Source organism: Scardovia wiggsiae (assembly GCF_051045985.1).
GTDB classification, from domain to species: domain Bacteria; phylum Actinomycetota; class Actinomycetes; order Actinomycetales; family Bifidobacteriaceae; genus Scardovia; species Scardovia wiggsiae.
Genome location: NZ_CP157350.1, coordinates 1454720 through 1480291, shown reverse-complemented (window position 1 = coordinate 1480291; position 25572 = coordinate 1454720). Strand labels below are relative to the sequence as shown.

General features: G+C 49.3%; 16 protein-coding genes. 8 read left to right on the top strand and 8 right to left on the bottom strand.

Going from position 1 to position 25572, the window contains the following annotated elements; all coding sequences use genetic code 11:
• Positions 1-413 precede the first annotated feature (413 nt).
• The 5 genes from ABKA16_RS06260 (at position 414) to ABKA16_RS06240 (ending at position 8358) form a co-directional block, all read left to right on the top strand.
• The gene (locus ABKA16_RS06260) at positions 414-3554 is read left to right on the top strand and encodes a type I restriction endonuclease subunit R (RefSeq protein ID WP_380999920.1); all 3141 of its coding nucleotides are present in this window, start codon (positions 414-416) and stop codon (positions 3552-3554) included.
• A 9-nt stretch (positions 3555-3563) separates the two neighbouring features.
• A complete protein-coding gene (locus ABKA16_RS06255; protein WP_380999922.1) occupies positions 3564-4193 on the top strand; it encodes a helix-turn-helix domain-containing protein in 630 nt (209 codons plus the stop codon).
• 345 nt (positions 4194-4538) lie between these two features.
• Entirely contained in the window at positions 4539-6143 is a 1605-nt protein-coding gene (locus ABKA16_RS06250; RefSeq protein ID WP_434156671.1) for a type I restriction-modification system subunit M, read from the top strand.
• Positions 6136-7374, top strand: coding sequence for a hypothetical protein (locus ABKA16_RS06245; protein WP_380999926.1), 1239 nt, complete (start codon positions 6136-6138; stop codon positions 7372-7374). The genes ABKA16_RS06250 and ABKA16_RS06245 overlap by 8 nt, the downstream gene beginning before the upstream one ends.
• Positions 7375-7440: 66 nt before the next feature.
• The gene (locus tag ABKA16_RS06240) at positions 7441-8358 is read left to right on the top strand and encodes a site-specific integrase (RefSeq protein ID WP_380999928.1); all 918 of its coding nucleotides are present in this window, start codon (positions 7441-7443) and stop codon (positions 8356-8358) included.
• Between the two features lie 49 nt (positions 8359-8407).
• Here the strand turns inward: ABKA16_RS06240 and ABKA16_RS06235 are convergent, their stop codons facing one another.
• Both ABKA16_RS06235 and ABKA16_RS06230 read right to left on the bottom strand, forming a co-directional pair.
• The gene (locus tag ABKA16_RS06235) at positions 8408-9265 is read right to left on the bottom strand and encodes a restriction endonuclease subunit S (RefSeq protein WP_380999930.1); all 858 of its coding nucleotides are present in this window, start codon (positions 9263-9265) and stop codon (positions 8408-8410) included.
• Between the two features lie 759 nt (positions 9266-10024).
• A complete protein-coding gene (locus ABKA16_RS06230) occupies positions 10025-11119 on the bottom strand; it encodes a Cys-Gln thioester bond-forming surface protein (RefSeq protein ID WP_380999932.1) in 1095 nt (364 codons plus the stop codon).
• A 654-nt stretch (positions 11120-11773) separates the two neighbouring features.
• On the opposite strand from ABKA16_RS06230, the gene ABKA16_RS06225 reads away from it, so the two are divergent.
• The 3 genes from ABKA16_RS06225 (at position 11774) to rho (ending at position 17001) form a co-directional block, all read left to right on the top strand.
• Positions 11774-13066: a mannose-1-phosphate guanylyltransferase gene (locus ABKA16_RS06225; RefSeq protein ID WP_380999934.1), complete on the top strand. Its 1293-nt coding sequence runs from the start codon at positions 11774-11776 to the stop codon at positions 13064-13066.
• Between the two features lie 106 nt (positions 13067-13172).
• Positions 13173-14864 (top strand): glucose-6-phosphate isomerase, encoded by a 1692-nt coding sequence (gene pgi, locus ABKA16_RS06220; protein ID WP_380999935.1) that lies wholly within the window; start codon positions 13173-13175, stop codon positions 14862-14864.
• Positions 14865-15207: 343 nt separating this feature from the next.
• A complete protein-coding gene (gene rho, locus ABKA16_RS06215) occupies positions 15208-17001 on the top strand; it encodes a transcription termination factor Rho (RefSeq protein WP_434156719.1) in 1794 nt (597 codons plus the stop codon).
• Positions 17002-17159: 158 nt separating this feature from the next.
• Here rho and ABKA16_RS06210 read toward each other — a convergent pair whose 3' ends face one another.
• From ABKA16_RS06210 to nth, 6 genes are all read right to left on the bottom strand, one after another.
• Entirely contained in the window at positions 17160-17924 is a 765-nt protein-coding gene (locus ABKA16_RS06210; protein ID WP_380999938.1) for a hypothetical protein, read from the bottom strand.
• Positions 17925-18028: 104 nt separating this feature from the next.
• Positions 18029-18445 carry a hypothetical protein gene (locus tag ABKA16_RS06205; protein ID WP_380999940.1) on the bottom strand — a complete coding sequence of 139 codons (417 nt, stop codon included), beginning with the start codon at positions 18443-18445 and terminating at the stop codon, positions 18029-18031.
• A gap of 63 nt (positions 18446-18508) precedes the next feature.
• Positions 18509-19063, bottom strand: a complete 555-nt coding sequence (locus ABKA16_RS06200; protein ID WP_380999942.1) for a DUF1310 family protein — start codon at positions 19061-19063, stop codon at positions 18509-18511.
• A 360-nt stretch (positions 19064-19423) separates the two neighbouring features.
• Positions 19424-22249, bottom strand: a complete 2826-nt coding sequence (gene valS, locus ABKA16_RS06195) for a valine--tRNA ligase (RefSeq protein WP_380999944.1) — start codon at positions 22247-22249, stop codon at positions 19424-19426.
• Between the two features lie 248 nt (positions 22250-22497).
• Positions 22498-24237 carry an ABC transporter substrate-binding protein gene (locus ABKA16_RS06190; RefSeq protein ID WP_380999945.1) on the bottom strand — a complete coding sequence of 580 codons (1740 nt, stop codon included), beginning with the start codon at positions 24235-24237 and terminating at the stop codon, positions 22498-22500.
• Between the two features lie 369 nt (positions 24238-24606).
• The gene (gene nth, locus ABKA16_RS06185; RefSeq protein ID WP_380999947.1) at positions 24607-25275 is read right to left on the bottom strand and encodes an endonuclease III; all 669 of its coding nucleotides are present in this window, start codon (positions 25273-25275) and stop codon (positions 24607-24609) included.
• Positions 25276-25572: the final 297 nt, after the last annotated feature.

Below are 25572 nucleotides of genomic sequence, written 5' to 3'. Positions count from 1 at the left end.
ATATCAGCTGCTGTCAATTGAAGGGTTTTTAACTGCTTATCTGAGCACAATCCCTTTAGAATCAGCCTTTTGAGCTCAACTCGCTTGACCGTATCCCGTTTAAGTGTGGCTCGGATATCTGGGGCGGATTTAATAGGGTGGTTCAGCAGGGGGGTGATGTAGCAGGGTGATACGGGGGTGGTAGATCTAACCAGGGAAGGCAGCCCCCAGGCCTCTCTTATAGATAAAATAATTGTAGGAATCATAATGACCTATCTGGAATGATCTGTCCGGCTAAACACGGATGATCCCCTTTATCCGCCGTTAAGAGCACAATCAGTAGTAGCTGCCTGCTGATGCTGAGTATGATTACTGAGTACAAATAGCGGTGGCTACAATAAAACTCATAGAAGTATTGGGAAAGGCAGACCCAGGTGGAGAGCGAAATAGAATTTGAAAATGAATTGATCAATCATCTTGAAATGATTGGCGGGAAGAAACAGTGGCAGTATAAACCGGAAATCAAAACAGAAGAAAAACTTTGGGAAAATTTTAGGACAATTCTTGAACGCAATAATTCGGAAGTGCTTAAAGGCACCCCGCTTACCGACAGCGAATTTGATCAGGTCAAGCGGGTAATAACAGATCTTAAATCTCCATATGATGCCGGTCATTGGCTTTACGGTATGAATGGCGTGACGCAGGTTGAGGTTAAGCGCGATCCTGAAAAGGGTGAAACTCCTCGGACAAGCGATAACCACATATATCTTACTGTATTCGATCAGGATCAGATCGGTTCTGGGAATACAACGTATCAAATTGTCAACCAGGTAAAACGAGATCATGTTAAAGCAGGGCATCTTGACCGTCGATTCGATACAACGCTTCTTATTAATGGCCTCCCCATTATCCATATTGAAGAAAAAGCTTTTCTCCATGAAGCCAACGAGGCCTTAAACCAGATACATCAGTATGTTGATGAAGGGCTGTTTGGAGGAATCTATGCTACAACGCAGATATTTGTGGGCATTACCCCTTATGAAGCGAAATATATGGCGAATGCTGACTCAGGTTCGTTCAGTACAGATTTTGCTTTTCGCTGGCAGCGGGAAGCTGACAGTAAGCCTGTATGGGACTGGCGCGAGTTTTGTGATCTGGTCCTTTCTATCCCCATGGCACATCAGATGTCCACGAATTTTATGATTCTTGACGGATCTATTGATCATAAAAAACTCATAGTTATGCGACCTTACCAGGTGTATGCCACCAGACGTGTGCTTGAAAAACTCAGCAGGCATATTTTTGGTAACGGAGGAAGCCAGAATATAGGATATATCTGGCACACAACAGGGTCAGGCAAGACTATCAGCAGTTTTAAGACCGCATGGCTTGCATCCCGGCTGCCTAATGTGGATAAGGTTGTTTTTGTTGTGGACCGTGTTGCCTTGACACGCCAGACCTACGCAAATTATAGTGCGTACGATCCAGACACAGATAGTAATAATAATGGCGGTATCGTTACTGATACGCAAAATACGAGCGTGCTTGCGAGCAAGCTCAAAAGTAGAAAAGGCCGTAATTCAATTATCGTGACTTCAATCCAGAAGTTGGCGCAATTGTCCAAGCAGGACAGTTTTACCGCTCCGGATCAGAATATTGTGTTTATTGTTGACGAGGCGCATCGTTCTACTAACGGGGATATGTTCGGGCGGATCAAGGATAAATTCTCTAAATCCGCATGGGTCGGGTATACGGGAACCCCAGCTTTCGATAATGACTTAACGTATAAGGCTTTCGGTGATTTACTGCACGCCTACACTATCCGGGAAGCAATATCTGATCACAACGTGCTTGGTTTCAAGGTAGATTTTGAGAATACGCTGAGCAGCGATGTTATTAATGAGAAATTATTGCCTGAACTGCTGAAGGGGAAGTATCCGAAGTGGAATGATGACGAGATCACAGGGTATATCGCTAAAATACCGCCTGAAGAGGTGGATGATCTTATTGACTCCGGTGTATACGATGATAATCCTGAACATGTTAAAGCTGTAGTTGATAATATCGTTTCATTATGGCGAAACCGTTCAAAAGACGGCAAGTACAGTGCGATCCTGACTACACATGTTGGGGGAGGGAAGGCGTCAGCCCCCATGGCACTTATGTATTTTGATGAATTCCAGAGGGCAAACCGAGAGCTTGCGGAGGAAGGTAAGAGACCTCTCAATATTGCTGTTACTTTTTCGTGGGCATCAGATAATTCCGATGGCCAGCTGATGAAGAACAAAGGCCTTCGCCGGGCAATGGAGGTTTATAATGCGGCATTCCAGACAAGTTTTACGGATGAAACGATCGAAGAGTATTTTGAGGATGTGACGGAACGGATCAAAGGTTCCGCACAGGGAGAAAAACTTGATATAGTAATCGTTATTGACCAGCTCCTTACAGGATTCGATGCCCCTATGGTCAATACGTTGTATGTAGACCGTATCCTTTCCGGAGCAAGCCTTATCCAGGCATATTCCCGCACTAACAGGATCGAGAATAATCAGGATAAGCCATTCGGGAAGATAGTCAACTTCCGATATCCGCAGACTTCAAAAAATCTTATGGATAAAGCCTTGAGGGTGTACGCAAACCGAGATTCCGCAGCTATACAGTGTCATTTGGGTGAGAAAGATGATTTGGGTAATGTCGTTGCGCCACCATTCAGCGATGCAGTCCACAAAACTAAAGACGTCATTTCCCAGCTGAGTGAATTAAGCGATAACTTTTCAGGGATCCCTGGGAGCGAGGCGGCAAAGCAGCAGATGATCCATGTGATGCGGGAGTTTAACATGGACCTTTCCAAACTTAAACAGTACGACGAGTTTGATTATGATAATCCCGAGCAGCTTTTTGATGTGTTGGGAGTGACACAGCGCGAAGTGAACTGGCTGCAAGGTCCGGCATACAATGAGCTGCAACGGTGGACAGCTATACATAGGGAGGATGGTGAAGGTTTGATATCTGGCCTTGATTTTGCGGTTGAGCATATCAATGAGGTCAAGATCAATTACGATTATCTTAATGAGCTTCTTGCTAAAGTCTTTAATGATGCATATGAAGGCAAGGAAACGCTTGATAAATCGTATGAGACCTTTATCCATGAAACTGATAAACTTGAGGACCGGCATTATGCTGAGCAGCTGAAAAATACTGCTTCTGCGGCTAAAGATGGTCTTATCCCCGTCAGTTATCCTGTTGAGCCGAGAGATATTGGTAATATTGTGCATAAGCACGTTGCCCAAACGCGGCGTGAAAAAATACTTGAGTTTAGGCAGAAGTGGGGGTTAGTTGATGTTATTTCTGCTGCGGAAATTATTAATTCGATTATCGACAGGCATACTCCGGACCGAGACGATATCAACGATGGCGAGTATCTGTCAGATTTGCTGAGAGCCGCCACAATAGACCGGTTCTATCAGCATGATGCTACTGATCCTGAGATCAGGCAACTTCCTAAGATCCGTTATAGACGGTATCTGAGAGAAGCGATCCGCAAGCTTGCTGATGAGATAGCGCTGTACTTTTAGAGCATTCCAATGGGATGGCGTATTTTTGCCGGACTTGCCGGTATTGCAATTTTCGAATATTTCGAATATGATAATACTGGTTTGAAATCGGAGGTAGTTATGGTGTCTCAAACTTTGCTGAGCGAATCTACGACTGTCTTTCCTAAAGACACAAATCGGGGCGATCTTCGTGATCTGGCAGCCGTGCTTGAGAATTCGCAGAAAAGTATTGATAAAGAATTCGAGGGTATTGCAGGACAAAAGGATTTCCCAGTTTCCACGATTCGGACTCCTGACGGCCGAATACGCCCGCTGACCCCTGAGCTTGCCGATGTCCTTATTAAAGTTGCAGATCAGCTGTCACAGGGGCGGGCGGTGCTTGTAGCTCCGTGCGATACAAAGCTGACAACTCAGGACGCAGCGGATATGATTGGTGTTTCCCGTCCGACTTTAATCAATCTGTTAGAGAACGGTGATATCCCGTTTGAAAAGGTTGGGCGCCACCGCCGGGTCCTCTTATCGGATTTGCAGAAATATGCTGTTAATAAGCATAAAGAAGTTATATCGCGTTTTAACGATTTGGCAAGGGACGCGGATCCTAGTGTTATGTATGATGAAACAGAACCACTTGAACGGATAAGCGCAGCTAAAAAGAGGTAGAGTATTATGAGCTTTCCAGTTTTCTTCGATACCTGCGCGCTTTATGGTGAGCTTATGTGTGATCTGTTTCTTCGTCTGGCCGAGAAAAGGATATATGAACCGTATTAGTCTCAGAAATTTTAATCATGCGCATGGCACGGGGAAGCTGGAAAAGTATTTCATACTGATTAAACTGAAGCTGTAGCACGATAAGGCATATAAGAAAATGTACTTCAATCCTGGCGAAGCAGAGTATCTCATTTTTCTTAAATGATCCGCTTAGCTACTTATTAGGGTAATAAAGGAATATGAGTAATGACAAGTAAAGATGAAAAGGCGAGACAATTAACCTCGCAGTTGTGGAGTATGGCCAACAATCTGCGTGGCAAGATGGATGCGAGTGAGTACCGCGATTACATTCTTGGATTCATTTTCTACAGATACCTTTCGTACCACCAGGAAAGATATTTGGAAGGAGCGGGTGTCCTTACGCCGAATCCAGGGGAATCAGTCAATGATACGTATGTGCGTCAGGCTAAAGAAGAAGGCCTTGAAGACTGGCGTGAGGAGATCGCCCAGGAACTTGGTTATGCTATTGATCCGGACTATACGTGGGAATCGTTGGTGCACAAGGTCAATGAGAATACTATCCGTCCGGAAGATTTCAACAATATGCTTGAACGGTTCAAGGCTAATTCTCGATTAAACGATAAGGCTTCCGCAGATTTCCAGGGAGTATTTGATAATATCAATCTTGGGAATTCTAGCCTGGGAAATTCTACCGCAGATCGGGCCAGAAGCCTTGCAGAGCTTATAAGGAAAATAGATGAAATCGATTTTATGGATGAATCTGGGCGGGATATTCTTGGTAATGTCTACGAATACCTTATTGCGCAATTCGCTGGAAACAGCGGTAAGAAGGCTGGTGAATTCTATACCCCTCATACTGTGTCGAGGATACTGGCAAAACTTGTGACGTATGTAGATCCTGCTACTTCGAAAGAAGATTCCCGGGCAATCACTGACGAGCAAACACAGTTCTCGGCGTATGATCCGACAATGGGATCCGGGTCTTTACTTCTTACTGTAAGCAACGAATTGCCAGGAGCGCGGAACCATCCTGACCGCGTGCATTTCTATGGGCAAGAGCTGAATCGTATCACGTATAATTTAGCGCGTATGAACCTTATGATGCATGGCGTCGGGTATAAGTATATGAATCTGCGTAATGCGGATACTTTGGAATCCGATTGGCCGGATGGTACAGATGCTAATGGGGTGGATCATCCGCTTTTCTTTGATGCTGTTGTGGCGAATCCGCCTTATTCTCAGCAGTGGGAAAATAAGCCCAGTAAAATGAAGGATCCGCGGTTCAAGGACTACGGTAAGCTTGCTCCAAAATCTAAAGCTGATTTTGCTTTTGTGGAGCATAGTTTATATCACTTAAAACCGACTGGCCGGATGGCTATTGTCCTTCCTCATGGTGTACTTTTCCGTGGTGCGGCCGAAGGGACTATACGCAAGGCTATCCTTGAAAAGAACTGGCTTGACGCAGTGATTGGTTTGCCTGCGAATCTGTTTTACTCAACTGGTATCCCAACAACGATCCTGGTATTTACGAAGAATAAGAAAAACAACGATATTCTTTTCATTGATGCTTCACAGCATTTTGAGAAAGGGAAAAATCAGAACAATCTGCGTGATGAAGATATTGATCTGATTTTTAAGACCTATGCCGACAGGAAAGATGTTGACCGCCTTGCGCACGTTGCGACAATAGATGAGATAAGGGAAAACGATTACAATCTCAATATCCCTCGATATGTTGATACATTCGAGGAAGAAGAACCCATTGATCTGGATGAAGTCAATCGTGAACTCTCTGAGGTTGACGCTGAAATTGCGCGTCTCCAGGCTGAGTTTGATGATATGGCTAAGGATCTTGTGGAAACGGAGACGGACAATGACTGATATAACTGATAAAAATAGCGGAAATGACAAGAACGGAAAAAGTAATGAGGGCGGTAAAAGCGGTAAGCTGCAGCCGAAATTGCGTTTCAAAGGTTTCACTGACGCTTGGGAACAGCGAGCGCTTGGGGGACTTTATAAATTGAATACTGAGCGGAATGGGAATCAATTTAAGGCTAATAAAACTATTTCAATTTCAACCATGACTTTTAAACCTAAGGGGAATGGTGCGGATAATAATTCGCTCAAAACATATAAAGTTCTGCGATTAGGCGATGTTGCCTATGAGGGGCATACAAATAACGAGTTTGCATATGGAAGATTCGTGCTTAACGATATTGGCGACGGTATTATGTCCCCGCGCTTTAGTTGTCTACGGCCGTTAAAAGTTCAGAATATCCTTTTCTGGAAAGAATATATACACTCAGAATTAGTTATGCGAAATATTCTAGTTCGTTCAACTAAAAAAGGAACGATGATGAACGAACTAGTACCTGAGGATTTTTTAAGGAATAAAATTAAGGTACCTTCCTCTCGTGAGCAGGAGTGTATTGGTTCTTTGTTTCGGTGTTTTGACTCGCTTATTGCTGCGGCTGAGCGTAAAGTACTCCTACTAAAGAAGAAAAAACACGCCTACCTCAACCACATCTTCACCCAACACCTCAGATTCACCGGACACACCACCCCATGGCAAACCAAAAAAGCATCCACACTCTTTAGCTCGCGAAATCAAAGAGGCCATGCTGATCTTCCGGTACTCTCTGCAACTCAAGATTCTGGAATAATTTATCGTGATAACCTAAATATTGATATTAAGTTTGACTTATCTTCTTTAGAAAGCTATAAGCTTGTGTGCCCCGGAGACTTTATCATTAGCCTTCGCTCTTTTCAAGGAGGTTTTGAATATTCTAATAAACTTGGGATTTGTAGTCCTGCTTATACGATTTTTTACTTTATAAATCAGAAGGAACAAGACGCTAATTATTGGAGACATCTATTTAAAAGTCACAGATTCATTGAATCATTAAAAACAATTACTTTTGGCATCCGGGACGGTAAAACAATTAGTTTTAGTGAATTCCAGACTCTAAAAGTATCATATCCAGAAAAAACAGAGCAAGTAGCAATCAGCTCTTTACTTAATTCGCTTGACTCCCTTATCGCAGCTGCAGAACATAAGGTAAGCCTTCTGAAGAAAAAGAAGCAGGCCTACCTGCAGAAAATGTTTGTATAGTTTTCAAACCTACATGCTGTAATCTTCTTTCTACCCGACTAATAACTTGGGTAGAAAGAAGAAATCATGTATAAAAACCAGAAGTTCCATATCTATTTTAATGAGTGGATGCACGTATATAAGCTCGGCGCTGTTTCCGACGTTACCTATGCAAAATATGTTATCACTCAGAAGCAGATACAAAGGCTTGCTCCGGATCTGACATTAAATAATCTCAATCGTTTACGATATCAGGAGCTTCTTAATAAGTATGCGGAGAGCCACGAGAAACAAACGACTCTTGATTTCCATCATCAGTTAAAGGCTGCTCTCACCGACGCGGTCGATGAAGGTCTCATACGTTGTGATCCCTCTCACCGAGTCGTCATAAAAGGTACAACACAGCGTAAACATAAGTCGAAGTTTCTCAGCCAAACTGAGCTGCGAGAGCTTCTAAATCAGTTAGATCTTTCTCAGGGAAGACCTATGGACTATCTGATCTTACTGATTGCAAAAACCGGTTTGCGCTTTGCGGAGGCGCTCGGTCTTACGAAAGAGGATATTGATTTTCAGAAACATCTGCTTAACATTGACAAAACATGGAATTATAAGACCGATGAAGGAGGGTTCGCTCCCACTAAGAACGTGTCTTCAAAGCGGAAGATCCAGATTGACTGGCAAACGTGCATGTACTTGAGAGACCTAGTGGCAGACCTTAAGAATGATGACCTAGTTTTCATACGCGGGAAACGGCTTCATAATGCAACACTTAACGACTACCTGGAACGGCTGTGTAATCAAGCCGGTATCCCGGTGATCTCAATGCATGGCTTAAGGCATACCCATGCTTCAATGCTTTTATATGCGGGAGTGTCAGTAGCATCTGTCGCAAGGCGGCTGGGACACTCTAGCATAACAACGACTCAGAGAACGTACCTTCATATCATCAAAGAGCTGGAAAACCAGGATAATGATCGGATAATGCAGTTCCTCGGGGCGCTTTGAATACTTTAATGGTTGCGTGGCAGGATTTAAGCTTCTGTCACGCAACCCCTCAAATAAACATCCTTTGCAAGTAGGCCTGCTTCTTTTTCTTCAGAAGGCTTACCTTGCGTTCTGCAGCTGCGATAAGGAAGTCAAGTGTTTGGAAGAAACGGGCGATCTGTTTTTGTTCGTTGCATTCTGGGATTTGAATAACAAGGTTTTGAATCTTGCCTGCATTCAAATTTCGTTGAGTTCCTGTTGATACTAAGCCTTCCCATTTTCTTTGTAAATCCATTTCCTCTAAGTAAGTAAAAATAAAATTGCGTGTACTATCGTTTGTAAAGACCATATTGTAAAAAGCCTGACTCGTCGCCATGGGTCTTGAAAGGATTCCTACTTTTCCTACGCTAGCATACATCGCTAGTGCAATTGATCCTTGTGGAACAATCCATGTAGCGCTATGGAGCAATCCGTCTTCTGTAATCATTTTCTGCGTTGTTTTAATCAATCTTCCATGCAGGTCTGCAATACTTAAAAAGGGGATATTCCCATTGTAATATTTAGCGATACTAGTACTTGGAGTTCCTCCAGAACCTGCTTTAGTATAGATGTCTCCTAGTTTTTTGGTTTGCCATGGGGTGGTGTGTCCGGTGAATCTGAGGTGTTGGGTGAAGATGTGGTTGAGGTAGGCGTGTTTTTTCTTCTTTAGTAGGAGTACTTTACGCTCAGCCGCAGCAATAAGCGAGTCAAAACACCGAAACAAAGAACCAATACACTCCTGCTCACGAGAACCTAATGAAATACTGACATTAGTTTTTTTCAATATACCTAAATGCCTTTTGTATCCTTCGCTCTGTGGTTTATATCGTTCAAGGACAAAATACAGATAAGTACTTCTGAAATTTGCTTTTGCACCGATAATCTTCATTCCGTCTGTAGCTATAAAAAATGGACCCTGTGGTCTATAAAGTGAAACAGTATGATCGCCGAAAAGTATGACCTCTGTGTACCTTTTAAACGGCTCACCGTTTGCATAACCAGCAACAGGATTATTCCCTTGCTGTATTACTTCATATTCGCCAACACGATCAGGATCTTTAATATAGTCTTTCGATGAGTGAATAACTAATATATCCCCAAGCGCTCGCTGTTCCCAATTTACAGTGTTTCCTGAAAAGCTTGAAAATATTAGAATTGAGAGAGGTAAAAGATAGAGAAAATTACATGAATTGGAAAATGAGAGGCAGGAATTTAATCAATTCACCCGGCTAACCGGCAGTATCTCGCTGGCAGCCTATCCTTGGTGGTAAAACACGCAGATACAAAAATAAGAAATGCGGGAAACCGCCAAAACAGATTTGTATCTGCGTGTTTTACCACTAGAGGTTTGTTATAGGAACAAAAACATTTATGGAATAGGGGAAAAAAGAGAAATACAAAAATACAAGAAGATCAGGCTATTGTTTCTGCCATTATCTGCGATGAGCTGTCTTTTATATCGCTTGTGTCATTGCCGCAGCCTTTATCAAAACTAAATCTTGCCCCCGCTGTTGCGATTATATTGCAAGTATAAAACAGTCCCTCCGCAGTGTGATACTGCAGAGGGACTGTCCATCAGTGCTACAGAGTAGCGCTGATCATTCGTTGACTGAACCCAGTAGTCAAACGAAGCGTCTTCTACCTCAACCTATTTCGTTACACGGCGACGCAGTACAAGAGCACCGCCCGCAAGAAGAAGAACAATGCCGCCGGCCACGATTGCCCATACGCCGGCACCGGTCTTTGCCAGATGCTTCTGTGGAGCTGGCGCAGGAGCAGCCTCAGGGGTCTGCGGTGGGGCTGATGGGGTAACGGGAGGCGTCGGAGGTACAACAGTCTTAGTATTGACCATTGTTACGTTTACCGGGTCGGAAGCCTTATGGAAATGTGTTGTCAGCAGGTTCTGGATCGTTTCATCTTTTGAACGGTACAGATCCAGTGTCATATTTGCCGGTGCTGGGGTCTCCGAGTTAATAAGCGCTTCAATAGCGTCAAGATGCCCGCGCGTAAAATCGCCGACATTCTTGTCGTGCAAATCAAAGGAATCAGTGTAATACCAGAGTGCCCGCTGGGTTGCCTTGTAGAAGTCCTCGTTGCTCAGGCTGAATTTCTCTTTGATCTTTGAAGCGTTATTCGGATATCCGTTGTTAATAACACGCAGAACGTTGGAATACAGATCTACACCTGTGCGCTTCTCCTGTGCCATCTTCTCGAAAAGGTCCTTGGTGCCTTCGGACTTCGTGTATGAATTCCCCTCGCGAGGCTGATGTTTACCATAGTTGAAGCAGTACCAGGGGCCTACAGTTTCTGAACCGTTGTCAGCTATCAGCGATGAATCTATCCGCATCGAATGCTCGCCTACAGTATAAGATCCGCCGTTATTGGTGACTTCAGGAGCAACTGCTTTGACCTCAAAAGTCTGATCAGGAGCCTTATTGTAACCTGCAGGAGCCTGGACTTCAGTAAGTGTGTATGTTCCGGCTGCAAGGCTCAGGGTATGGGCTGATGTTTCGCTGGTCCACTCAGCGTCGGTAACAACGGTTCCGTCAGCTGCTTTGTGGGTGACTTTCAGCTGTGCGCCTGCAAGTGCTTTCCCGGTATTATCGGTCTTTGAGATGTTTACTACACGTGTCGCTTCTTCTGCGTGGCTCATTGTTGGGGTCGCAAGAGCAAAAGCGACAAGTCCGAACAATGCGGCTACAGCTGTAATAGCAGCAAGGGTGCGGCGTTTTAATATACGCATATTATCCTTAATCCTTACTTTATAAATACTATTTATTACTATCTGCGTAGAAAGATTCAAATCAATCATGGAATAGAGAAACTTATCCCAAAACTAAATAAGTACATGAAAGATCTGACCCCAACTCGCGGTTTTTAGTCTACCGCAAGGGGTGACAAAGCTGTGAGCATAAAGGTGGCAGCGAATGCGGCTTCGCTTGCGGCACAACGAATCCCTCGGCGCGTCACGTCGGAGGCATTGATACAGAAGGAGTCTAGCAGTTTTGGAGACGGTATTAAGATTGTGCCAAGAAATAAATGAGTTCGCGATTAGAAGGTAATAAGCATTCTATAAAAATACAGTAAGTATGTAATTCCGGCGTATTAAAATTACATAAACTGGTTAAGTAAGGTACAGCAGCATGCCGGTACCTTGAGCGTATATGTTCAGATCTGCACGGATTCGCTACAACCATCGGTGCGGGTTTGCCGCGGTCCGGGCTGTGTACGCAGGGGAGAGGTGAATACCAGGTCTGAGGGGAAGGGCGAGGGGTCGGAGCTGTGGATTAGGAAATTAGAAACGGGGCAACGTGAGCGTCAGGCTTGCCGGTATCCGTGCTGTCCACGAGGCCGCATCCTCGCCTGCTTGGAACGCGGCTATGAGATAATACAGGGTATGCATACAGACCCGGATTTTTACGCCGTCATACCCGCGGGAGGGGCAGGGTCGCGCCTGTGGCCGCTGAGCCGTGCAGCAAAGCCCAAGTTCCTTCTTGACCTTATATCAGACGGCCGCACCCTGATCCAAAGTACGTGGGACAGGCTTCTGGGCGTATGCCGGAGCAGCCATATTGCAGTGAGCACTGGAGTGCGTTATGCAGACGCAGTCCTCAGCCAGCTGCCCGGGCTTGCGGAAAATAATATATTCGCTGAGCCTGTTGGGCGGGACTCTATGGCGGCGATCGCACTCGCAGCTGCTGTGCTGGCGAAGCGGCACGGGCGCTCCATTATTGTAGGGTCTTTCGCCGCTGACCATGTGATAACAGATAACGGCAGGTTCAGTTCGGCAGTCAGCCAGGCGATTGCTGCCGCACGCGCAGGCTTTATAACGACTATCGGCATAACCCCCAACAGCCCTTCTACAGCGTTCGGGTATATCCGCGGAGGGGAGCCCCTCCCTGATATCGGCAGACCTGGGGATCCCGAGGATCCTGAAGATCCTGAAAATTCTGAAGATACGGAGCGCGCGTGGGCGGCTTCAGCAGCTGCCGGCATCGCAGCGGACCGCCCCAAAGTTTTTAAGGTGGAGAGCTTCGTTGAAAAGCCAGATCATGATACGGCCAAAGCTTACGTAGCTTCCGGAAAATACCGATGGAATGCCGGGATATTCATCATGCAGGCCGGCATCCTCCTGGATGCCCTTGAGAGGCTCCACCCGCACATGTACTCGCAGATCATGGAAATAGCAGGCGCATGGGATACACCGGAGCAGGAAAGCACGATGCTTAAGGTGTGGCCGGAAATCGAAAAGACTGCATTCGATTATGCTATCGCCGAACCCGTTGCTCAAAAAGGCGGGGTTGCTATGGTCCCGGGGGATTTTGGGTGGGAAGACATTGGCGATTTTGCGTCGTTGTCATCTTTCGCTCCTGTAGCAGACAGCCACGGGAACAGGGTACTTCTGGCGTCTGCGGATAACGATAACACTGCAGATAACAGCAGTATGGCGAACAGCAATGGTATGGCAGACGGCAGCAGGCCGGCAGACGGCCCGCGGCTGGTTTCTGTCGGTTCGTCCGGCAATCTTGTGGTATCGACCCAAGCCCCTTCAGGTAAAGTCGTTGCCCTTGTAGGCCTTGAAGATACAGTCGTGGTAGACACGCCCGATGCGCTTCTTGTTATGCCCAAATCCAGGGCGCAGGATGTCAGGGCAGTATCAAAAATTCTTGAAAATAAGCCCGAAAACTAGAATACGGGGGAGCCCGGGTGTCCTTCAAATCTTATAGAATACTGTAAGTAAATTGCAGTCCATATCGCGTAATTAACGTAACAGAAAACAGGAAAGGGGAAGCCAGATGGCTATCAATCCTCCAGTAGACGCAACACGCACCCAGGCATGGGCGCAGCTCCAGCAGCATTTCAACCAGCTCCAGCAGCAGGGGATCAGCCTGCGGCAGTGGTTTGCGCAGGATCCTCAGCGGGTACAGCGGATGAGTTTTGATGCAGGCGACCTGCATTTTGATCTTTCCAAAAACCTGATCACTCCGGAGACCCTTCAGCTGCTGGCAAACCTTGGACGCCAGGTAGGCCTTGAACAGCGTATCCAGGACCAGTATCACGGTGTGCACATCAACAACACAGAGGACCGTGCTGTGCTCCACACTGCCCTGCGCCGTCCGGAATCAGACGAAGGTAAGTTCGTAGTAGACGGCCAGGATACCGTTAAAGATGTCCGCGAAGTGCTGAACAGGATCTACGATTTCGCGCGCAAAGTGCGTTCAGGCGAGTGGACAGGAATTACCGGCCGGCGTATCACCACTGTTGTCAACATTGGCATCGGCGGGTCAGACCTGGGCCCCAGTATGGCGTACGAGGCGCTGAAGCCCTATGCGGACGCGGGCATCACAGCACGGTACGTCTCTAATATTGACCCTAACGACCTGGCAGAAAAAACCAGGGACCTTGATCCTGAAACAACGCTTTTCATTATTGTCTCCAAGACTTTCACTACTCTGGAGACCCTGACGAATGCACGCTGCGCCCGTACATGGTTGCTCGATTCGCTGCGCGCGAAAGGTGCGATTTTTGGTGACGGACAGGATGCTGATGCTGTCCGCAGGCATTTCGTTGCAGTCTCTACTGCGCTGGATAAGGTCGAAGCTTTCGGCATTGACCCGGCGAATGCTTTCGGCTTCTGGAACTGGGTCGGCGGGCGATACTCAGTCGATTCTGCGGTAGGTACCTCGCTTGCTGTAGTCCTTGGCCCTGATAATTTTGAGAACTTCCTCCAGGGGTTCCATGCAATCGACGAATATTTCGCCAGCACCCCTCTGGAACAGAACGTTGTAGCGCTTCTCGGCCTCATGAATGTATGGTATGTGAACTTCTTCGGTGCAGCATCGCATGCAGTACTTCCGTATGACCAGTATCTGCACCGTTTCCCTGCATACCTGCAGCAGCTGACCATGGAGTCGAACGGTAAGTCGGTACGCTGGGACGGTACCCCGGTCACATATCAGACCGGTGAAATTTTCTGGGGCGAACCGGGCACGAATGGCCAGCATGCTTTCTATCAGCTGATCCATCAGGGTACCCGGCTGATCCCGGCTGATTTTATAGCATTTGCAAACACGCCTCATCCGGTGAAGGACAGCGGGCAGGATGTCCACGAGCTGTTCCTCGCTAATTATCTGGCACAGACCCGCGCGCTTGCCTTTGGCAAGACGGCGGACGAAGTGCGTGCAGAGGGGACTCCGGAAGCCATAGTCCCGGCCCGTATCTTCTCCGGTAACCGCCCGACTACATCTATTTTCGGCGATACCCTCACCCCGTATGCGCTTGGTGAGCTGATTGCCCTTTACGAGCACATCACCCTTGTGGAAGGCACCGTATGGGGCCTCGACTCCTATGATCAGTGGGGTGTCGAGCTTGGCAAGGTACTCGCGAAGGAGATCACTCCGGCAATCTCCCAGGATGACAGCGCGCTGGCACAGCAGGATGCTTCGACCCAGTCGCTTATCCAGTTCTACCGCGCACACAGGCGGTAGCAGCTATGCGCATGTAGGTATATCATATAACGCGCGTTAGCACGCAGAGCGAGCTATTGCAAGGCTGATTAGAGTGCCCCGGATGTCTGGATCCGGGGCATTTCTATTATCGGCAATAAAGATATGCCGCGGAACACGCCGTGCGTTTGAGCCCGATTTAGTCCCAGGGCAGTTTTATAGTTTAAGTATTCAGCCAAGTTCGGCATGGATTCATCAGATTACCTTCAATGATGAGTCTCCCATACGAAAAGTCCGATGTGCGCTAAGCGCTGCATTAGTATGGTTGTATATATCAGAACAAAGAAAGGTTGGTCCAGTGGCAGAGAGCCAGGATCTTTCTAAGATGAAGCTCCCGGAGCTTCGTGAACTCGCAAAAAAAGTAGGATTGAAGAGTATAACGGCATTGCGCAAACCGCAGCTTATAGCAGCAATCGAAAATGTGCGCAGCGAGGCTGTTGCGTCTATCCAGGCTGAGAATGAACACCAGTCTGACCAGCAGCGTGTACCAGGACAGGGGCCTCAGGCTCCGCGGAACACGCGCCAGACACGCGGCCATAAACGTAAGAATGCTAATGAAAACATTCCTCGCGTCCGTGTATCCCACCCCGTACCTGAAGAGGGGCCTGCGGATCTGCTTGAAGATCTGGGTATTGAGCTCCCGGATTCACGGTCCCGCAGCCTTGAAGATGAGGGTACCGACAAGCTCGCACAGCTTAATGCTGATCTCAATAACCTCCTTGCAGCTATCCCGGACCGTTCGGGGCAGAACGGAGGTGATACCGCCCGCACAGCTTCGCCGCAAAGCGCAGAACATGCAGATCGCCGCGGCCGCGGAGAAGACCGTCAGGCGGTACGCCGTGACCGCACCGACCAGCAAGAATACCGCGGGGGTAAAGCCTACGATGGCAGCCGTGATGATTCTGCTGCTGATACGCGCGGCAGCCGCGACAACCGGACTCCACGCGCAGCCCGGCGCGAGGCAGACAACCAGCAGCCTTCTGAATCTATGGTCCCTGTTGCCGGGATCGTTGATATCCTGGATTCCTATGCTTTCGTCCGTACAAGCGGATACCTTCCAGGGCCGAGCGATGTGTATGTGTCAATGGGGCAGGTCAAGAAATATGGCCTGCGCAAGGGTGATGCGGTGCGCGGATTCATCAGGCCCCAGCGCGAAGGCGAAAAGCCGAACAAGCGCCAGAAGTTTGTACCGCTGCAGGTCCTTGATTCCATCAACGGTATGACGGTAGAAGAGGCTTCCCGCCGCCCGCAGTTTTCAAAGCTGACTCCGTTGTATCCTCAGGAACGCCTGAAGATGGAAACCGCACAGAACAAGCTTACCGGGCGCGTTATGGATATTTTCGCGCCGATCGGCAAAGGCCAGCGCGGCCTTATCGTATCCCCTCCTAAAGCAGGCAAGACTATTACCCTTCAGGATATTGCGAATGCGATTTCGGCGAATAACCCTGAAGTGCATCTCATGGTCGTGCTTGTTGATGAGCGTCCGGAAGAAGTCACCGACATGCAGCGTACGGTCCAGGGCGAAGTGATCTCCTCGACTTTCGACCGTCCTGCTACTGACCATACGACAGTTGCCGAGCTTGCTATCGAACGTGCTAAGCGTCTGGTAGAGCTTGGCCAGGATGTAGTTGTTCTGCTTGATTCCATGACGCGCCTTGCACGTGCATACAATATTGCCCAGCCGGCTTCCGGCCGTATCCTTTCCGGCGGCGTGGACGCCCAGGCGCTGTATCCGCCGAAGAAGTTCTTCGGTGCTGCCCGCAATATCGAAGACGGCGGCTCGCTGACGATCATCTCCTCGGCCCTTGTGGAAACAGGCTCCAAGATGGATGAAGTCATCTTTGAGGAATTCAAGGGAACCGGCAACATGGAGCTGCGGCTGTCCCGCGAACTGTCCGAGAAACGCATGTTCCCGGCTATCGATATCAATGCATCGGGTACCCGCCGCGAGGAGCTTATCACCCCTCCGCAGGAGCTTGCGATCGTATACCGCCTGCGCCGCGCATTGGGCGGCCTTGAGCCGGAAGCCGCTTATCAGCAAGTGGTCACGCGCCTGAAGCAGACTAAGTCTAATCATGATTTCCTTGCCCTGATGGCTCAGGGTACTGCTTCAAACTGATGTGTCAGGCTGCGATGGCTTATAATGCCAGCTTGAAGCTGTGCCAGCTGCATTGACAGCTGTACAGTGTTACTACAGTACATTGCAGCACACGAATATTGCAGTATATGAATGCCCCCGTATTTTACGCGGGGGCATTCTGCTATTTTATTTTTTGTTTAAGAATGTTGGCTGAAGCTGCCTCCGTAATCGTCAAAAGTACGGGCCAGATCGGCATCGGCATCAACCATTTTCTGGATGCCTTCTCTGGTCTGCTGTCCTGTTTCTTCAATCCCTTTATGTATATCCATAACTGAATCTTCTATAGGCTTTATTTCGGCCTCAATCATTTCAATGAACTTCTGCCGTGTAAATCCGGTACTTGCCAGGGCCTGCTCCAGCTCTTCCTGTGACATCCCCATCCCGATAGTCTCATTCAGCGACTTCACGATATCATCCCAACCTTTTTTGGCTTTGGCTATCGTCTTTTTATGGAGGGCTTCCATATCGAACTCAAGCAGATCCATCCGTTCTTCTACTGCCTGGGTAACGGCTACTGCCTGTTCTGCATCTAAAAATATATTCTGCGAAGGGGAGAGGGAAAAATTGGAATCTGTAAGCATCCGGGGGATGACCGTGTCCTTCAGATATTTCATAGTCTGGTTCTTGGCATTTGAGATCCATGTTTTACCAAGCACGATACTGCCATCTTCCGTAAACTGGTATCCGCCCCACATGTGCTGGTTTATAAAATGGTTATTATCGGTATTATTGCCGTCGTCCGGCGGCATCGCCGGATTTACTCCGGGCATGGCCCATTTGGATTGTATATGGTATACCTTGCCGACGTGTTCGCCGAGCACCCCATATCCCTGGGCAATGGGATCCTTGTCATCAACGTAGTTTGATACCCTGCTCCCGTACGAACGGGCACGGCTGCGCATACTGTCAGGCAAGACCCAATAAATGTTCGGGCCTTCATACAGCCACGCGCCTTTGATGCGGGCTGACTGTTCTTTATTAAGGGAGGCAAGGGCGTACTGTCCATCTATTGACCCGAGGGATGCCCATAGAGTTCTATGCCATAGCCAGCATACTCCTTATTATTTATTACCTGTTTCACGAAGCTGGCAGATTCTTTAAGCTGAGGAGGGATTTGAGATGTATCTTTAGGCGCATTTTTGCTTGCCATACCTTTGGCAAGCTCGCCGAGAAGGGGAAGGTTGTTTTTGCCCCAATCGTTGCTGTCCTTTGACCCCTGGAATAATATGCAGACGGTTTTTGTCCTTTCATCTTTGACAACAAGTGCATCCAGCCCCGAATCCCTATCCCCGTTAACGCCGGTCCTGCCGCGGACAAAACTGTCAACCGTGCCGACGTAAGTTTTACTGGCCCCTTCGCCAATTGTGGCATCGCGATTGACCATATAATTCATGCCGTTGAATTCTTTCCGCGCAAGTTGCATACGTTGTTTGTCGGTAAACATTCCTTCATATATAATACTTATGCCCCTTATCAATATGTTGTGTTACTTGCTTAAATAATCGTTGCCATACTTTGCCTTCAGTAATGCGCTAAGTTCGCCGGATACAGAACTCGATGATTCTTCGAGTCGTCCTGCTGAAGGGTCGGCAGATGATGATGTATCTTTATCAATGGTAAAACTCACATCCAGTTTTTTGTCTTTATTGATGATGGTATCAAAGCTAATCCCACCCATAGGATTTGATTTGATTGAAGTGTCATCAATTTCGTAAGAATTGATGACACCCTGGCCGCTCAAGGCTTGTGGATCTAACCATTTCAGTCCGGCTTCAATAATTTTCCGGCATTCCTCAGAGTGTACGATCCGCTTCATTTCCTGATAGAGCTCCAGCTCGCGCTGGGCATGCATCTGCTCCTGATAGTGTATCTCATTTTTGACCACTATGGCGCCTCCTGTTCCTACTATGAGTATTGCAGCAATAAAAGCAATGACTGCCTGCCACCACGTAATGTTTATACGGCGATGGTTTCTGGCAGCACTTTCACTTTCGGTGAGCCTTGAGGAAAAGGGCAGATAGCGGAGACTGATCGGAAGCATCAGATGCTGTATCGAATGCTGTATCAGGAACTGCGGCTGAAGAAGGATCCCCCTTCCCAGGCAGGGATGCAGTGCCTGATAATGTACCGTTTCCGTCAGAATTATAAGAATTATCTTCTGAAGAGCCTGGCATAAACTGACCTCCTAAAGTTTCTTCATCACTATAGTATCACCAGTTATTACTGGCTACCATTAACTATGCGCAGACCGGGTACAGCAGCGTGGCCGTCTGCGCGCAGAAGCACAGGTTCACGGAATAGGTCCCTTGATTGCAGACGCCTACGTAGCCTTTATAACTTCTATAACTTCGCCGGCAAAACAGCAGAAGAAAACGGCCGGGGGCGAGGTAAGCACTTACTTTTACTGCTTACCTCTCGCCGGAGCTTCCCCGAGGGTGCTTGCGGTAACAACTACCGCGTCTGTATCCTGGGCTTCTTCCGAAGGGCTTGCCGGTGCTGCTGTGGCTGTTGCAAGAGTAATAGGCCCCGTAACGCGGCCTGCTTCCGCAATATCAGTCAGTGCCTCGCGTATAAAAGCTGCCCCGGCTTCAGCAAGCTCAAGAGTAGCATCCAAAATCGGGGTCTTCATGGAGACTTTGTTCTCAGATTTGATCTTGCGAAGGGCAGCGAGCGCATTTCCGCTCCATTCCAGCATTGCAGAGTCAACCCCATGCGCGGCATTGCGGAACATACCGGCATCCGGCCATGGCGCGCGGTGTACCGAACCGCTGTCCTCATGCATCCAGCTCCATACTTCCTCGGAAGCGTAAGGCAGATAGGGGGCGAACAGGCGCGCGAATGTATCCAGCGCTATACCCAGCGTAGTGCGAGCTGACAGGATCCCGGCCTCATCGGGTATGCGGCCTGTTGCGTTAGCCGTACCGTATGCGCGGTTCTTGGCAAGTTCAATGTAGTCATCGCAGAATTGCCAGAAGAAGGCCTCTACAGTTTCCAACGCACGCGCATGGTCATAACTGTCCAGTGCCTGCGTGGCAGTATCAATCACGTTTGCCAGTGCGGCCATAACCGACCGGTCCAGAGGCACGGTAATATTAGAGAATTTCCACTCAGCCTGTGCGGAATCGGCAACATGGTGGCTGTCGTCTTCGCGCCCAATGGATAACGCAAATTTTGTGGCGTTCAGCAGTTTGATCGCGAGACGGCGGCCGATTTTCATCTGCCCGATCTCATAAGCCGCATCGGTCCCGAGCCTTGCGCATGCCGCCCAGTAGCGGACTGCATCGGCGCCGAACTTTTCTATCGGCTCGCTGGGGACAACAACATTGCCTTTGGATTTGCTCATCTTTTTATGGTCAGGGTCAAGGATCCAGCCTGACAGTGCAGTATGTTTCCAGGGGAGGCAGCCATTTTCAAGGTGTGCGCGATCAACGGAGCTGAAAAGCCAGGTGCGGATAATATCCTGTCCCTGCGGGCGCAGATCCATAGGGAATGTAGCATTGAACAGCGCCAGGTCCCCTTCGCCCTGCTCGCCCCAGTGTGTCACTATCTGCGGAGTCAGGGAGCTGGTTGCCCAGGTGTCCATAATATCCTTTTCAGCGGTGAAGCCGCCCGGCTGGTCGCGCTGGCTTTCGGTGTATCCGTCCGGCACATCTGATGCCGGATCTACAGGAAGCCTTGATTCATCTGGAGTCAGCGGATGGCTGTAGTCTGCAGTGCCGTCTTCCCTGACCGGGTACCATAGCGGGAAGGGGACCCCGAAGAACCTCTGGCGCGAGATCAGCCAGTCCCCATTCAGGCCATTGACCCAGTTCTCATAGCGCACGCGCATGAAGTCCGGATGGAAATCAAGCTCTGTGCCGCGTCCGATAAGTTCGCTGCGGAGCACTTCGTCGGTACCGCCGTTCTTCAGGTACCACTGGCGTGATGTGACGATTTCCAGCGGCTTATCGCCTTTCTCATAGAAATTGGCCATACGCCGTGTAGGCGTCGGCTCGCCTTCCATATCTCCGGACTCCCGCAGGGCTTCGACAATTTCCTTACGCGCTGAGAATGCTGTTTTCCCCGCAAGCCGTGCAAAGGTCCCGCGCCCGGCTTTATCGGTTATCCAGTCCGGGGTATCCATAATAATACGCCCATTGCGCTGGATAATAGAGCGTAGAGGCAGTTTGAGGTCACGCCACCACTGCACATCGGTCACATCGCCGAAGGTGCAGCACATGGCTATACCCGCGCCTTTGTCCATTTCAGCAGCCGGATGGGCGACAACAGGGACTTTAACGTGGAAAAGTGGGGAATATACATGCTGTCCAAAGTATCCCTGGTAGCGCGGATCGTCTGGATGGGCAATAAGCGCTACGCACGCCGGGAGCAGTTCGGGGCGGGTGGTCTCAATATAGAGCGGTGCCCCGTCTTCAAAGCGGAAAGCTATCTTATGATAAAAACCGTCGTATTCGCGGCTTTCCAGCTCCGCCTGGGCAACTGCAGTCTGGAATGTGACATCCCACAGACCGGGGGCCTCCTGCTGATACGCTTCCCCACGTGCCAGATTGTGCAGGAAAGCGCGCTGGGCCACGCGCCGCGGATGTTCGCCAATCGTGTGGTATGTCTGCGACCAGTCAACAGATAGGCCAAGGGTCCTCCACAGGTTCTCGAACAGCTTTTCGTCTTTTGCGGTGAGTTTCTCGCATAACTCAATAAAATTTCGGCGGGAAACAGGGACCTGGTCTTTGGCCTGGATCTTTTTGCCTTCAGTGCCTTCAAAAGGGGGCTTGAAATCGGGATCGTACTTGAGGGAAGCATCTACGCGCACACCGTAATAGTTCTGGACACGCCGTTCTGTAGGGAGGCCGTTGTCATCCCATCCCATCGGATAATATACGTCGAATCCGCGCATGCGTTTGTAACGCGCAATAATATCGGTGTGCGTATATGAGAATACATGCCCGACATGCAGGGAACCCGAAACGGTAGGCGGTGGGGTATCAATAGAGTAAACACTGCTGCGGTCGCTGGAATAGCCGAATTTATAAGTCTGGTCGGAATCCCAGCGTGAAGCCCATTTGCTTTCCAGCCCCTCCACGCCTGCACGGTCAGGAAGGGGGCTCAGTGCGGCGCTGATAACATCCTGCCCTGCAGCCGCAGACTTCCCTGCACCGGTGCGGTCAGTGCTGCCGGCAATATTACCGGAATCTTCAGTATTTTCAAAGTATTCACTCATGTCAGCCATAATGTGAATTTTACGGTTTTGGCCTGACATGGGGACGTACGCGGGAAGTATGTAAAAGCATACAAGGGTGTACGCGGGGGCCGCATAGGGAAAGGGGTAAGGGAGTACGCAGGAAGGGAGCGGGGTACAGGGAGGGAAGGATCTAAAGTTATATGGGTACGTGCAGTGCTGAGGGAAGCGCACGGACGGGCGCCGCGGCGGTCGGCGAAGCGAATGGCTGCCCTGCTTTCGGGATCCTGCTTGCTCCCCTATTTTTTCTTTTGCAATCCGGCAGATAGGGGCAGATAGGACGCGGGGGATGTCGTCTTAACCGCACTGATCGTGTTGCGCCGGATAACAGCCGCATTCTCCTGATACAGCCATGCAAGCGCAGCCTTGTCTGTGATCCGTTCGGCAGTTTTTGTAATGTTCGCGTAGTACTGGCTCAAAGTCCGCGAGGATTGTGCCGCTGCCCAGTCCGCCTCAGTCTGTGCGTCGGTAAAGCCAATGAAATAGTTAGGATCGACTATCGTCCCCAGATCCTGGCCTGAGGTATACCGCACAAGGGTTATATCGAATTTCTTTTTGACTTCGACCTGGGTATGGTATTCTGCATCGTCCAGCATTTTAACGGTGATTTTCTGCCCTGCTGCGGCAAACTGCGCTTTAAGCAGCTCGCCAATCTTCGGCCCCATGCTCCTGGGGTAGACGAGCGTGCTTGAGGTAAAATTGAAATACCGGAGTTTCTGGCGTGCACTGCTGATATCTTGTGGATACCTGATACTGAGGTCTTCGTATCCCGGATCAACAGTCGGTATAGGGCCGGTTATCGGGGAAGCGGAGTATCCCAGGCCATTAATGAGCGTAGGTTTGCTGACGATATCCCTGTAGGCCTCGCGAGCGTGCTGCTCAGAGAATTTGGAATCCGCGCTCCCGTTGAATGCCAGCGCTACCCGCGTGCTGGTATCGGAAGTATCTGCTACGAGGCTGCTATCTTTCTGGGCCTGCGATACTGCTGACGCGGCTACTGGCTGCGGGGGGATGTACACATCAATTTTCCCGCTCCTGATATCTTTCAGCGCAGCATCAGCATCTGAATAGTAGGCGAAATTGACATCATTCGTGTTCGCTGCGCGGTACTGATGGTCTATCCGGGCTTTCAGCTGCAGTTTCCTGCCCTGCTCAAAAGATTTGACGGTGTAAGGGCCGGTTCCGACGGCACTGGAATCCTTGGCCCCTCCTTCTGCCCTGCTGTATACGGCCCCTACGCGCCCGGTAAGGAGCCATGCCAGATGCGGCTTGGGGGAGCTGAGCGTGATCTTGACGGTGTTATCCCCCGAAACAGAGATGGACTGCGCATCTTTCAGCTCATCGTATCCAGGGTACTTTTTCCGGATCCCGTTGCGGAGCGACCATACTACATCGTTCGCATCCATCTTCCTCTCGTTGGAGAAATATACATTGTCTTTAAGGGTGAAAGTATATTCGAGGCCGTTGCTGCTTATTGACCATGATTTCAGCAGGGGGGATGTCTGCGCAGGGATATTTTTAGTCTGCTCACGTTGCAGGAGAGGCTGATATACGTTCCCGAGAAGCGCCTGGCTCGTTGGATCACTGGAAGAAGCAGCAAGATTAAGATTTTTGGGTGCCACGCCTACTCCGACAGTTACTGTTGGAGTGTTGTCCTGCCAGGGGAGCAGGACTTTCCCGTAAATAATGAATCCGTAAGCAATATAGGCAATAAGGCTGAATACAACAGTGAGGGCCACGAAGATAAGCCACTGGCGGGGCGTTGTGGGAGAAAGCGCAGCAGATGCAGAGGAAGCTGCGCTGGAATTGGGGACTGCGTTTGAAGCTGTATCGGAAGCCGGACCGCCCGTAAACTGCTGGTTTTCTGCAGGCCTTGCGTGGGCTGCGCGAACGGCCCCTTTGGCCCTGCGATCGCGCCTTAGGGTTGCGGTGCCTTGGGACGGGCGCCTGTGCGAATCATCCGGATCAATAGTTCCCACAGGTTCAATGGTACTCTGGGGAGCGGGAGAAGAGGTTACTGTATCCTCAATATTTTCTGAATGTTCTAATATTGTTTTCTCGGCATCTGCCGGTTTATTAATATTCCCTGGGTTGTGAGACTTTCTTCCCATAGTAAGTCTTTCCGCGTCTTCAGCCTTTATACCGTGGCTGTGGCGCGTCGGCTCACCGAAATCAAATCTCATAATGTATAAGTTTACTGATACATGCCGAAACATATCAAACGTAACGGGATTTTACGCGGTCGGCGTGCCGGCCTGCTGCCGCGGGCTGATTCCTCGGAGAGTATAAGAATCCTGAAAATATGCGGTTTTTATGCATCAAACAGCCTGCGCTCCGGCCAAATATGATTAAATATACAATCCAAAACTCGGGCATGTCTCACGTAGGGGGCATATCAGGCACTCCGGTTTGCGTGCGTGACAGGTATCGCGTCCGAAATTGATGAGGCGATGGCTCAGATCTTTCCACTCTTGCGGCGGGAATGCTGCTGTGACTTCCTTTTCGATCTTGACGGGATCGCTCTTTGCAGAACGCCAGTCGCTGCGCCAGTGCAGGCGTTTAGTCACGCGAATAACATGCGTATCGACCGGGAACCCGGGAAGGTTAAAAGCATTGCCGAGCACGACATTTGCGGTTTTGCGGCCTACCCCAGGTAGCGTCGTAAGCTCTTCCATGGTGTGAGGTACTTCACTATTGAAACGCTGAACAAGCTCGTTTGCGATGATGATTGCCCGCTGCGCTTTGGTGTGGTAGAAGCCGATAGTCCGTATGATCTGTTCGACATCCTGGACAGGGGCGTCTGCAAGGCTTTCAGGTGTGGGGTAGCGGCTGAAAAGTTCCGGCGTTACTTTATTGACCTGTACGTCGGTAGTCTGTGCGCTCATCATAGTGGCGATAAGGAGCTCGAATGGGTTGCGGAAGGTTAGTGCCGAGGCGGGGTTTTTATAGATTGAGCACAGGATGCTGTATTCGCCGTGCATGCGCCTGTATCGTTCCGCTTTGGATTCCCTCGACATAGTGCAATGGTATCGCAGAATCGATGGCAGCACAATGTGATATAGCCCAATACGATGAGCGGAGGGTGAACACGAGCGAGGATAAGCAAGGGTTTTATAATGGTGGGGCGAACGTGAGCGAAGGCGCGACGTGAACCGAAGCTCTGGAGCCACATGCGGGATCGGGCGCATATGCGCTCGCCCAACATGCAGGTACATGGGAGATGTCCCGGCTGATCCCGTACGGTGTCTCCGCGTGGGGGGATACCTGCTGTCCGGCCTGTCCATGTACTCAACGTTCCCATTCGATGGGCTCAC